Source organism: Kribbella jiaozuonensis, from assembly GCF_005233875.1.
GTDB classification, from domain to species: Bacteria; Actinomycetota; Actinomycetes; order Propionibacteriales; family Kribbellaceae; genus Kribbella; species Kribbella jiaozuonensis.
On sequence record NZ_SZPZ01000001.1, the window covers coordinates 342,300 to 353,967 of the forward strand.

The following is an 11,668-nucleotide window of genomic DNA, read 5'->3' on the forward strand; positions in this document are numbered from 1 at the left end:
TGTTCGGTTAGGTCAGGCGTCTGTGGGGGCTGGTTCCCAGCCGGTGGCTTGGGACCAGGTGTCTGCTCGTTGGATGGTTTGCCAGAACCAGGGGAGTTTGGCGTTGGTGTAGGCGGTGCGGTCGTCGGGGTGTTGGGCGGCTAGGGAGCGTTTCAAGGTCTCGTATGGAGGCAGTTCCTCGGGGTGTGTGCGGAGGTAGTCGCGCAGGAGGAGCGGGAACTGTTGGGAGAAGCTGCCCAGTTTCCGCACGTGGATGTGGGTGCGGGGCGTGCCGGGTGGTTCGCGGAAGTAGCGTTTGGTGCGTTCGGGGTTGTCGGGGCGGTATACGTATCCAAGGGCTTCCAGCGGCATCCGGAACGGCTCGACCGGTTCCAGTGACGAGACCGAGATCTGGATGTCGATGATCGGTTTGGCGGCCAGGCCGGGGACGGCGGTGGAGCCGATGTGGTCGATTCGGACGGCGACATCGCCGAGGGCCGAGCGCAGCGACAGGCCGAGCTCGGTGAAGCGGTTGGCCCACGCAGGGTCGTAGGAATCGATCCGGATCACCGCGCCAACCGTAGACCCGCGCAGCCTGAAATTGCAGGAAGTTGCAGAAGGTGTAACGCGGGTGGCTGTTCGCGCGATTTATGGCCGGGACCACATCCGGTCCAGTCCGCCCGATTGAGGTTCTTGGGGGTTGTGGTGTTCCGTACTGCTCGTTGGTTGCGGCTGGCTGTGCCGGCTGCGCTGGTTGCGGGGTCGGTGGTGGTGGTTACCGGTTCATCCGGCACGGCTGCGGTGTCGGCCGAGCCGAATGTGCGTCACGCGAAGTTCCAGCCCGCTGCGGCGAGTGGTCCGAAGTACGACCCGAAGTCAGTGATCGTGCAGTTCAAGCCGAAGGCAACGACCTCGGCGCGCAAGTCCGCGCTGGCCAAGGTCAAGGGCACGCCAGATGTTTCCGTCACCGCCGACGTCGTCAAGGTGACCGGTGACGTTCCGGCGACCGAGCTGCTGAAGAAGGTCAAGGCCGACCCGTCGGTCGAGGTTGCCTCGCTCAACTACATCCGGCAGAAGTCCGCCATACCGAACGACTGGCTGTACACGAACTACCAGAAGTACCTGTCGACCGTCCGCGTCGACAAGGCGTGGGATCTCTCGAAGAGCGCCGGCACCCAGACGATCGGTGTCCTCGACACCGGCGTCGACGCGGGCCACCCGGACCTGGTCGGTCACCTGCTGCCCGGCTACAACACGTTCAACACCGCACTCCCGCCCAACGACGGCGACGGCCACGGTACTGCGACCACCGGCATCATCGCGGCCGGCACGTCCAACAGCACCGGCATCGCGGGCGTCGCGTGGAACGCGAAGGTCCGCCCGGTCAAGGTGCTCGACGACACCGGCTCGGGTGACGACACGAACCTGATCAACGGCATCAACTGGGCGGTCAAGAACGGCGTCCGGGTGATCAACATGTCGCTCGGCGGTGAGGGCGACGACCCGGTCCTGCACACCGCGATCCAGAACGCGGTCGCCAAGGGCGTCGTACTGGTCGCCGCGGCCGGCAACACCGGCGGCGACTCGTCGAACCACTTCCCCGGCGCATACCCGGAGGTCCTGTCGGTCGGCGCCACGAACCAGGCCGGCGTACTGACCAGCTTCAGCAGCTACGGCGACTCCGTCGACCTCGCCGCCCCGGGCTACGACATCACCAGCACCTCGCCCCGCGCCGGAACCCCGGCCGGCTACGAGCCGTACTTCCTCGGCCTCGCCGGTACGTCGTTCTCCTCGCCGATCGTGGCCGGCGTCGCCGCCCTCGTCCGCAACAAGTGGCCGTCGTTCACGCCGGCACAGGTGATGGCCCGCCTCAAGGCAACCGCCCGCGACGCCGGTCCGCGCGGGACCGACCCGTACTACGGCGCAGGCATCCTCGACGCGTACGCCGCCCTCGGCGGCGCACCCACCACCGACTTCGCCATGGGCACAGCCGACAAGAACGACCAGCCGGCCCGCGCGGGCGAGCTGATCGCCGGTGTCGCGGCTTCAGGGACCATCAGCGTCGAGGGCGACGTCGACTGGTACAAGATCCCGGGCACGGCCTCACACCAGGTACGCGTCGACGTCACCGGAGCGATGTTCGACTCCGGCACCTACGCGCAGAACTTCGGGCCGGTCGTCTCGGTGTACGACAGCGCGCTCAAGCCGCTGGCGTTCGTCCAGAAGCCGGAACCGCCGGTGGACAGCGACGGCTACGAGATCCCGCAGGCGCTGACCGCCAGCACCTACGCCACGTTGCCGGCCCAGACCGCCTATATCGCCGTACGGAACGCGAACGGTTCGCGGGACAGCCGCGCGTACAGCATCAAGGTCACCAACGCGGACGGCAACGTCGGCGCCGCGCCGATCCCGGCGTACCCGGTCCTGGACGCCTTGCCGGCCGACCTGTCGACGATCGCGAGCACCGAGATCCAGCCGGTGGTCACGTTCGCTCCGGAGGTCGACGCGAACAGCGTCATCGCCGGTCTGAAGCTGCTGAACGGGAAGACCGGTGCGGTGGTTCCGGCGGGTGTGACCTACGACCCGTCGTCGCACCAGGCGATCCTGACCCCGAAGGATTCGTTGCTCGAAGCAACGCCGTACAAGCTCGCGGCGACCGGGGTGGTGGAGACCTCCAGCGGCCTGCCGATCCAGCCGTTCAGCTCGGTCTTCAGTACGCCGGACCTGGTACCGCAGAAGCTGACCACGTTCACCGGCGGCGGTGCTTACCTGGCGGCCAACTTGGCCTGGACGATTCCGCCGACGACGGACCTCGCCCAGGTGATCGTGCGGCGGAACGTCGGGAGCAAAGCGCCGACGCCGAGCACGGGCACGCTGGTTTACTCGGGCACCGGGACCGCGGTGAAGAACACCGGGCTGGCGCAGGGTACGACGTACACGTACGCGGGCTGGGTCGTCGACCGGGCCGGCCACTACAGCCCGATCGCGATCAAGCAGTTGCTCGGGATGAAGTCCGGGATCAGCACGACGTCGACGCTGATCAACTACGGCGGCGCGATCACGATCAAGGGCAGCACGCTGCGGATCGACAACCTGGCGTACGCCGGACTGCCGGTGAACGTGTACGTGCGGCCGAAGACCTCGACCAAGTTCACGTTGCTCGCGGCGCTGAAGACGTCCTCGACCGGAACGCTCTCGGTCGTGGCGAAGCCGACTGTGTCCTCGGTCTACATGCTCACGTTCCCCGGCAACGCCGACCTGATGGGCACCCGGACCGCCGACATCACCGTGCAGGTCGCGCCAACGATCTCCGCGACCCTCGCGCCGGCGGCGATCAAGCTCGGTAAGACCACCGCGTTCAGCGGGTACGTCGCACCCGCGCACGCCGGCAAGGTCGTCTACCTCCAGCAGTACGGCAACAAGGTCTGGAAGTCGATCGCCTCGGTCAAGCTCAGCACCTCGGGTAAGTACGCCTTCGGCATCAAGCCCGCCATCCGCGGCCAGATCGCCTACCGCGTCTGGTTCCCGGCCGACGCGGACCACGCCCAGGCCTTCACGGCCAACAAGATCGTCACCGTCAGCTGACAGCGACGACGTGGGGAGGATCCCGAATGCGGGATCCTCCCCAGCTTTATGTTCGCGGGCTGTACCTGTGGGTACAGTGGGCGGGGTGGAGACGGTGGAGCGGTTGATTCGGAGTACGCAGGAGTTGTTGTGGGAGCGGGGGTACGTCGGGACCTCGCCGAAGGCGATCCAGCGGGCTGCGGATGCGGGGCAGGGGAGTATGTATCACCACTTCGCGGGGAAGGCGGAGTTGGCGAAGGCTGCGATCGAGCGGTCGGGCGCCGAGTTGCGGGCGGCGGCTGAGGTGCAGTTGACGGGGGACGGGTCGGCCAGTGAGCGGATCGCGGGGTACCTCGAGCGGGAGCGGGACGTGCTCAAAGGGTGCAAGGTCGGCAGGCTGGCGGCGGATCCTGACGTGATTGCGGATCCGGTGTTGCGGGAACCGGTGGCCGAGACGTTCGAGTGGTTGCGGAAGCGGCTGGCCGAGGTGGTTGCGGAGGGCAAGCGTTCGGGTGAGTATCCGGACTCGCTCGACCCGGACCGGATCGCGGCCACCGTGGCGGCGGTGTTGCAGGGTGGGTACGTGCTTGCTCGAGCGGCCGGCTCGGTGGAGCCGTTCGAGCTGGCTGTCCAGGGATTGATCGACTTGTTGCCGGAGGCTACGAAGTGAAGATCGGTGCGGTGTTCCCCCAGTTGGAGATCGGTGCGGACCCCCAGACGGTGCGCGACTGGACGACCACCGTGGAGCAGGCCGGGTACAACCATGTGCTCGCCTACGACCACGTGCTCGGCGCCGATCCCACGAACCGCCCCGGCTGGACCGGGTACACCGACAAGTCCTTGTTCCATGAGGTTTTCGTGCTGTTCGGCTACATGGCGGCCATCACCACCCGCCTCGAGCTCGTGACCGGCGTACTCATCCTCCCGCAGCGTCAGACGGCCTTGGTGGCGAAGCAGGCCGCTGAGGTCGACGTACTGAGCGGCGGCCGGCTGCGGCTCGGTGTCGGCATCGGGTGGAATCAGGTCGAGTACCAGGCGCTCGGCGTACCGTTCAAGCAACGCGGCGCGGTGCTGGAAGAGCAGGTCGACCTGCTGCGCCGCCTCTGGGCCGAGCCGGTGATGTCCTACGACGGCAAGTACCACGAGGTCGTCGAGGCTGGGCTCAACCCATTGCCCGGCCGAGAGATCCCGATCTGGTTCGGCGGCACTGCAGATGCAGTACTGCGACGTACCGGCCGGATCGGTGATGGGTGGATGCCGCAGTCGGCGCCGGACGATCGAGCCAGGCAGCAGATCGCGATGCTCCGCGAAGCCGCGGAAGCGGCCGGCCGGGATCCGCAGTCGATCGGGATCGAGGCGAGACTCACCCTCGCCGCCGTACCCGAACAGGACCGCAAGGCCTTCGTCGACAGCTGGCGCGAGCTCGGCGCGACCCACCTCGGCATCAACACGATGAACCTCGGCCTGGCCACACCACAGGACCATGCCAAAGTCCTCGCCGAGGTACTCCCGAAACTCACCTGAACCCAGAGGTATCTCCCGGCACCTCCCGACGGTCCGAACGGGTAGGGGGAGTTTCGTCAGGGAGAGGGGACGGTCATGGCCGCCCAGAGTGATTTCGAGAAGCGGACCTACAACTACCTACGGCTGGCGATGATCGGAGTCCTGATCATGCTGGCGGTCGCGGTGTGGCGCGAGCACCGCCAGACGGCGTCGGACTGCTGGCAGGGTTCGATCAGTGCGTATTACTACACGCCGGTGCACGCGGTCTTCATCGGTACGTTGGTCACGGTCGGCGTCTGCATGATCGTCCTGAAAGGCGCTTCGACCCTGAAGGACGTGCTGCTGAACCTCGGCGGTCTCCTCGCACCGGTCGTCGCCTTCGTGCCGACCCCGAACGCGGGCAGCTGCTGGTCGAAAGAACTCGTCTCGCGCGACCCGGCCGACGACATCGGGAACAACATGGTGGCGTACTTCTGGGTCGGCAGCATCGCCCTGCTGGTCTCCCTCATCATCGGGCTGACCGCCAGGGGCAGCGCGAAGTGGGGCTGGAAGCAGAAGTTGGGACTGGGAGTCTCGGTGGCGCTCTGGCTGGCCGGGATCATCTGGTTCAGGACGTCGCGCGAAAGCTTCGACAACAACGCGCACTACACCGCCGCCGCGCTCCTGTTCGCGGCGATCATCGGCATCGTTGTGCTGAGCGCACTGGGCCAACGTCACCTGCCCGTCACGGGGGCGCAGGAGAAGAAGGCGTTCACACGCATCTACGGTCTCATCGCGATCGGCATGGCCCTCAGCCTCGTCATCGGCGTCATCTTCAGGTCGTCGGCAATCCTCTGGGTCGAGATCGCACTGCTCGGTTTGTTCCTGCTGTACTGGATCCTTCGAACCGCCGAGCAATGGCGCGCCGACAAAGAGACAACCCCAGACATCCCGGCGGAACTGCACAAGGTATGACCTAACCCTGTGGGGTGTTCGCGGTGGAGCCGCGGATGGCCAGCGGGCAGGGGAGGGTGACGATCTCGGTGGGGCGGTCGGGGGTGGTGATGCGTTGGCGGAGGAGGGTTACGCCGGTTTCGACGATGGCGTGGGTGGGTTGTTCGACCGAGGTGAGGTCGAAGGATTCCCAGGCGGCCATTTCGGTGTTGTCGAAGCCGATCACCCAGACGTCGTCGGGGACCCGGGCGCCGACCGCGCGGGCGCCGTCGAGGATGCCGAAGGCGAGTAGGTCGGTGACGGTGTAGATCGCGGTCGGCGGGTTCTTCTTGGACAGGAGTTTCTCCGCGGCCGCGTGGCCGTCCGCATGCGGTACGCCGACCGAGACCACGTTGCTCGGCTTGATCTTCACGCCGGCGTCGGCGAGGGCCGCTCGGAAACCGAGGTCGCGGTCGCGGGACGTGTTCCCGGTGTGGATGAGCGTGACGAGTCCGATGTCCGTGTGGCCGTGGTCGACGAGGTACTTGCCCGCGTCGTACGCGCCCTGCCAGTTGTCGCCGACGACCTGGTCGCAGTCGAGCCCGTCGATGCCGCGATGCAGCAGCACGGTCGGCGTACCGGAGGCGAGCGCCATCGTGTGCAGCTTCGAGTCGTACGTCGCCGACGTCAGCAGGAACCCGTCGACGAGGCGCTGGTGCAGCACCTGGGCGATCGTCTCCTCCGGGTCGTGCTCGATGTTCCACAGGATCATGTGCAGACCGACCGAACTGAGCACCCGGCCGATCTCGTCGAGCAGCTCGGCGTGGAACGGGCTGGTCACGCGCGTCATGAACACGCCGATGGTGTCGGTCCGCCCGGTCTTCATCGCGCGCGCCAACGCGTTCGGCGTGTAGTTGGCGTCCTTCAGCACCTGCAGAACCCGGGCCCGGGTCTCCGGGTTGACCTTCGGATTGTTCGTCAGCACTCGCGAGACCGTCGCCTGCGACACCCCCGCCAGCCGAGCCAGATCCCTACTTGTCGGTGGTCGAGCCATGACCCTGCCTCCCCTAGTCCAAATGCTGAACCCTACTCAAGAGTGTGGCCACGGGCCGTTGACCACGCCCAACGCAATGTGTATACGTATTCATTGTATACGTATTCATCCCCTTGTGGATGGGAGATTCCGGTGCAGACACAACTCTCCAACCTGAGCCGCCGCAGGTTTCTCGCCGGACTGACGGGACTCACGGCCGCCGGAGTTATGGCCGGCTGTGGTGGCAACGGCAACGCAGGTGGTGGTGGGGGCAAGAGCCTCACCTTCCTCAACTGGGAGCAGGTCAAGGGCAACCCGCTGGAGCAGGCGATCCAGGCGTTCGAGAAGGAATCGGGCACCAAGGTCACCATCCAGCCCGCTGTCACCCAGGAGTACGACACCAAGATGCGCACGCTGATCGCGGGCGGCAGTCCGCCGGACGTGATGCGGATCAACGACGACTTCGTCCGCGGCTTCTCCACCCAGGGAGCGCTGCTGGACCTGAAGCCGTACATCGAGAAGGACAAGCTCGACACGTCGCAGTTCGCCAAGGAGACGTTCGACTTCCCGCAGCAGCCCGACGGCTCGCACACCGCGTGGGTCCTCGGGTACGAGCCGCGGCTGATCTTCTACAACGTCGATCTGTTCAAGAAAGCCGGCGTACCGCTGCCGCCGACGACCTGGTCCGCCGACGGCTGGACCTGGTCCGACTTCGAGGAGCGGGCCAAGAAGCTCACCGACCCGGCGAAGAAGCAGTACGGCGCGCTGGTCTACCTGGACACCGGTTACGAGCAGACGTTCACGGTCAACCACGGCAGTCAGACAGGCATCTTCTCCAAGGACGGCACGCAGTTCACGCTGTCGGACTCGAAGGAGTCCGAGGCGCTGCAGTGGGCGACCGACCTGACCTGCAAGGACAAGGTGCAGCCGCCGTGGTCCGCGCTGCAGCAGGACAGCATCCAGAACCAGATGTTTGCCCAGGGCAAGATCGCGATGATGTTCGCGACCTTCGGCACGGTGCCGTACATGCGGCAGACGATCAAGGACTTCACCTGGGACGTCGCTCCTCCGCCTGGTGACGTGGAGCAGAAGACCGAGTCCAGCGTGATCGTGTTCTGCATCCCGAAGAAGGCGAAGAACCCCGACGCGGCCTGGGACCTGCTGAAGTACCTCGCCAGTGAGGACGGCGGCAAGATCCTGCTCCAGGGCGGCGCGTTCACACCGATCAACCTGAAGGCCGCGGCCGACCTGGCGCCGAACGGGAAGGCGCCCGCGCATATCGGGCTGTTCGCCGAGGCGGCCAAGCATCTGACCGCGACCAACCAGACCAAGAACACGATCGGCGCCCGCGAGCTGTACCGGCCCGCACTGGACACCGCCTACAACTGTGAGAAGCCGGTCTCCGACGTTCTCCAAGGCGTCAAATCACAGGTGGAGAACGCCTTGAAGGGTTGATGTCGATGGCAACCATCACGATGGCACGCGACACCTCCGCACAAGTCAACACAGCCGACGTACGCCGGGCCCGCCGGAAGCAGAACCTGACCGGCTGGCTGTTCATCAGCCCGATCGTGGTCGGGGTGGTGGCGTTCCAGTTCTTCCCGATCCTGGTCTCGATCGCCGCGTCGCTGACCGACTGGAACGGCATCTCGGCGCCGAAGTTCGTCGGGCTGAAGAACTTCAGCGAGATGTTCACCGACGACCCGTTGTTCCTGCAGACGTTCAAGAACACCGTGTACTTCACGCTGGCGAGCATCCCGCTGACGATCGGCATCGGCCTGGTGCTGGCGTTGCTGTGTGCTCGTCCGATCCGCGGCGTCGCCTTCTTCCGGACGGCGTACTTCGCGCCGTACGTGACGAATGTGGTGGCGATCGGGTTCGTCTGGTTCTGGTTCTTCCAGCCGGACAACGGCGTGATCAACGGTCTGCTCAGCCAGCTCGGGATCAGCGGCCCGCAATGGCTGTCGAGCTCGAGCTGGGCGATGCCGGCCGTGATCATGGTCAGCGTCTGGCAGGGCATCGGGTACCCGATGATCATCCTGCTGGCGGGTCTGCAGGGCCTGCCGAACGAGTTCTACGAGTCCGCGAAGATCGACGGCGCGAGCGCGGCGCAGCGGTTGCGGTTCATCACGCTGCCGCTGCTGACGCCGCACTTCCTGTTCCTGCTGATCACGCAGTTCATCTCGTCGTTCCAGGTGTTCGGCCTGATCTACGTGATGACCAAGGGCGGGCCCGGCCACGCCACCAGCGTCTACATCTACAACATCTATCAGAACGCGTTCAGCTACGGGAAGGTCGGCTACGCCTCGGCAATGGCGTGGATCCTGTTCGTGGTGATCGCGGCCGTCACCTTCCTGCAGTGGAAGCTGCAGAAGAGGTGGGTGTTCTACTCATGAGAATCGTCGGAAAGACTTCGCAGTACGTCGTGATGTCGTTGTTCGCGATCGCGTTCCTGGCGCCGCTGGTGTGGATGATCAGCGCATCGCTGCGGCCCGAGGCGAAGGTGCTCAGCTCGCCGCCGAAGTTCCTGCCCACGGACACGCAGTGGAGCAATTACGGCGACGTGTTCAGCCTGATCCCGGTGTTCCTGTGGAACAGCGTGAAACTCGCCGGATTGAACGTGATCGGCATCCTGATCGTCGCGTCGATGGCCGGCTACGCGTTCGCGCGGCTGCGGTTCGCCGGCCGGGACATCGCGTTCATGGTGCTGCTCGCCACCTCGATCATCCCGGGCATCGCGTACCTGATCCCGCAGTACATCGTCTTCCAGCACATCGGCTGGGTGGACACGCAGTACCCGCTGTGGGTGCCGAAAGTGCTCACGCCGGTGTTTGCGACCTTCCTCATGCGGCAATCGTTCCTGACAATCCCGAACGAGCTCGAGGACGCCGGCAAGATCGACGGTGCGTCCACGTTCGGCATCTATTGGCGGATCATGCTGCCGCAGACCAAACCGGCGCTCGCCGCGATCGGGGTCTTCACGTTCCTAGAATCGTGGAACGACCTGTTCGGTCCGTTGATCTACATCACGTCCGAGAACCTGCAGACCTTGCCGGTGGCACTCGCGCAGTTCCAGGGCGAGTACTTCACCAAGATCAGTCTGCTGATGGCAGGCGCGACGATCTCCGTCGTACCGGTCATCGCCGTCTTCCTTTTCGCCCAGCGTTATTTCATCCAAGGCATCACGATGACAGGAATGAAGGGGTGAGCATCGTGCCCGATCGGGTCGTTGCCATGCAGATCGGAGCCATTTCGTTCGTCGACGAAGGCGTCGACCAGACACTCGACATCCTGGCCGAGCGCGGCGCGGTCAACGCGCTGTTCCTGGCCACACCGACCTGGACCCGGGGAACCGGTGGCCGGCAGATTCCCGGCCACCCGATCCCGGACCACGGCGTCCAGGAGTACGACCTCGGCTGGGTCGGCGGGAACTACGCGACGCCGCACCCGCAGTACTACGGGAACACCGTCCTCGGCGATGTCGGCCGCGCGCCGGAGCACCCCGAGCTGGACCTGCTCAGCGAGGTGATCCCGAAGGCCCGCGAGCGCGGGATGAAGTCGTTCGCGTGGATGGAGGAGAGCGGCGGCGCGCGCCAACTCCGCACGTACCCGAACTTCGCCAAGGTGCTCGAGGTCGACGCCTGGGGACGTCCCGGACGGCGGCCGTGCTTCAACAACCCCGACTACCGCAACTGGCACCTCGGGTTCGTCGAGGACTACGTGCAGAGCTACGAGCTGGACGGCCTGGCCTGGTGCTCGGAGCGGCCCGGTCCGCTGAACATGCTCATGCAGGGCACGGTCGACGTGTCCGAGATCGGCTGCTTCTGCCCGCACTGCCGCCAGGTCGCCCGCGAGCGCGGTATCGACGTCGACCGGGCGATGCGTGGGTACCGCGAGCTGGTCGAGTGGAACCAGCGGGTCGGCGCGGGCGAGCGTCCGGTGGACGGCGCGTTCGTGACGTTCTGGCGGATCCTGCTCAACTTCCCCGAGGTACTGGCCTGGCAGACGTTGTGGACCGAGAGCCAGCGGCAGCTGTACCGCGACATCTACGGCGTCGCGAAGGCGATCTCGCCCGAGGTACAGGTCGGCTGGCACGTCTACCACAACATCTCGTTCAGCCCGTTCTACCGGGCGGACCAGGACTACACGGAGATGGCGAAGTTCTCGGACTTCATCAAGGTCGTCATCTACAACAACTGCGCCGGCCCGCGGTTCTTCACCTGGGTGAAGAGCATCTGCGGTGCGCTGTTCGCCGACGCGGAGCCCGAGGACGTGTACCCGTTGATGATGAAGCTGCTCCAGCTCGACGAGGGTTCGTACGAGAAGCTGCCGCAGACCGGCTTCACCGCGGACTATGTACGCCGGGAGACCGAGCGGGCCGTCGCCGGTGTCGGCGGGCAGAGCGCGATCTACCCGGGTATCGACATCGATATCCCGGTCGGTGTCGCGAAGCAGCGCGGGCTGGAGAAGCCGCGTGACGTCGGTACCAAGATCAACTGGGACGACAACGAGGGCGAACTGACCGCGTGCACCCGCGAGTCGGTGCGCGACGCCACGCTGGCGGCGTTCGAGGGTGGCGCGGAGGGCGTCGTACTCAGCCGCAAGTACTCCGAGATGTTGCTCGAGAACGTGTCCGGTGCCGGCGACGCGGTCCGGAGTCTCAAGTGAAGCCTTGGT

Annotated in this window: 10 protein-coding genes; 8 read left to right on the forward strand and 2 right to left on the reverse strand. The window is 65.7% G+C overall.

Annotated features, from left to right (window positions below):
* Positions 1-12 precede the first annotated feature (12 nt).
* Positions 13-549: a GrpB family protein gene (locus tag FDA38_RS01650; protein ID WP_202877517.1), complete on the reverse strand. Its 537-nt coding sequence runs from the start codon at positions 547-549 to the stop codon at positions 13-15.
* 132 nt (positions 550-681) lie between these two features.
* Between FDA38_RS01650 and FDA38_RS01655 the strand changes: the two genes are divergently transcribed.
* The 4 genes from FDA38_RS01655 to FDA38_RS01670 all read left to right on the forward strand — a co-directional run bounded on the left by FDA38_RS01655 (position 682) and on the right by FDA38_RS01670 (position 6,000).
* The gene (locus FDA38_RS01655; protein ID WP_233714655.1) at positions 682-3,564 is read left to right on the forward strand and encodes a S8 family serine peptidase; all 2,883 of its coding nucleotides are present in this window, start codon (positions 682-684) and stop codon (positions 3,562-3,564) included.
* A gap of 85 nt (positions 3,565-3,649) precedes the next feature.
* On the forward strand, positions 3,650-4,213 hold the full coding sequence (locus tag FDA38_RS01660) for a TetR/AcrR family transcriptional regulator (protein WP_170989552.1): 564 nt from the start codon (positions 3,650-3,652) through the stop codon (positions 4,211-4,213).
* Positions 4,210-5,067 (forward strand): LLM class F420-dependent oxidoreductase, encoded by an 858-nt coding sequence (locus FDA38_RS01665; RefSeq protein WP_137252288.1) that lies wholly within the window; start codon positions 4,210-4,212, stop codon positions 5,065-5,067. The genes FDA38_RS01660 and FDA38_RS01665 overlap by 4 nt, the downstream gene beginning before the upstream one ends.
* 75 nt (positions 5,068-5,142) lie before the next feature.
* Positions 5,143-6,000 carry a hypothetical protein gene (locus FDA38_RS01670; protein WP_137252289.1) on the forward strand — a complete coding sequence of 286 codons (858 nt, stop codon included), beginning with the start codon at positions 5,143-5,145 and terminating at the stop codon, positions 5,998-6,000.
* Position 6,001: 1 nt separating this feature from the next.
* Here the strand turns inward: FDA38_RS01670 and FDA38_RS01675 are convergent, their stop codons facing one another.
* Positions 6,002-7,012, reverse strand: a complete 1,011-nt coding sequence (locus FDA38_RS01675) for a LacI family DNA-binding transcriptional regulator (RefSeq protein ID WP_137252290.1) — start codon at positions 7,010-7,012, stop codon at positions 6,002-6,004.
* Positions 7,013-7,144: 132 nt separating this feature from the next.
* Here FDA38_RS01675 and FDA38_RS01680 point away from each other — a divergent pair, with 132 nt between their 5' ends.
* The 4 genes from FDA38_RS01680 to FDA38_RS42860 are packed head-to-tail and all read left to right on the forward strand — an operon-like array spanning position 7,145 to position 11,659.
* Positions 7,145-8,446, forward strand: coding sequence for an ABC transporter substrate-binding protein (locus FDA38_RS01680; protein ID WP_137252291.1), 1,302 nt, complete (start codon positions 7,145-7,147; stop codon positions 8,444-8,446).
* Positions 8,447-8,451: 5 nt separating this feature from the next.
* Positions 8,452-9,387 (forward strand): carbohydrate ABC transporter permease, encoded by a 936-nt coding sequence (locus tag FDA38_RS01685; RefSeq protein ID WP_233714464.1) that lies wholly within the window; start codon positions 8,452-8,454, stop codon positions 9,385-9,387.
* The gene (locus FDA38_RS01690) at positions 9,384-10,199 is read left to right on the forward strand and encodes a carbohydrate ABC transporter permease (RefSeq protein ID WP_137252292.1); all 816 of its coding nucleotides are present in this window, start codon (positions 9,384-9,386) and stop codon (positions 10,197-10,199) included. The genes FDA38_RS01685 and FDA38_RS01690 overlap by 4 nt, the downstream gene beginning before the upstream one ends.
* Positions 10,196-11,659 carry a glycoside hydrolase family 10 protein gene (locus FDA38_RS42860; RefSeq protein ID WP_233714465.1) on the forward strand — a complete coding sequence of 488 codons (1,464 nt, stop codon included), beginning with the start codon at positions 10,196-10,198 and terminating at the stop codon, positions 11,657-11,659. Before FDA38_RS01690 ends, FDA38_RS42860 begins: the two co-directional genes overlap by 4 nt.
* Positions 11,660-11,668: the final 9 nt, after the last annotated feature.

Excerpts from the sequence above, each read along its gene's own strand:
- FDA38_RS01670 (WP_137252289.1), top strand. The coding sequence starts at position 5,143 with ATGGCCGCCCAGAGTGATTTCGAGAAGCGGACCTACAACTACCTACGG.
- FDA38_RS01675 (WP_137252290.1), bottom strand. The coding sequence starts at position 7,012 with ATGGCTCGACCACCGACAAGTAGGGATCTGGCTCGGCTGGCGGGGGTG.
- FDA38_RS01685 (WP_233714464.1), top strand. The coding sequence starts at position 8,452 with ATGGCAACCATCACGATGGCACGCGACACCTCCGCACAAGTCAACACA.
- FDA38_RS01690 (WP_137252292.1), top strand. The coding sequence starts at position 9,384 with ATGAGAATCGTCGGAAAGACTTCGCAGTACGTCGTGATGTCGTTGTTC.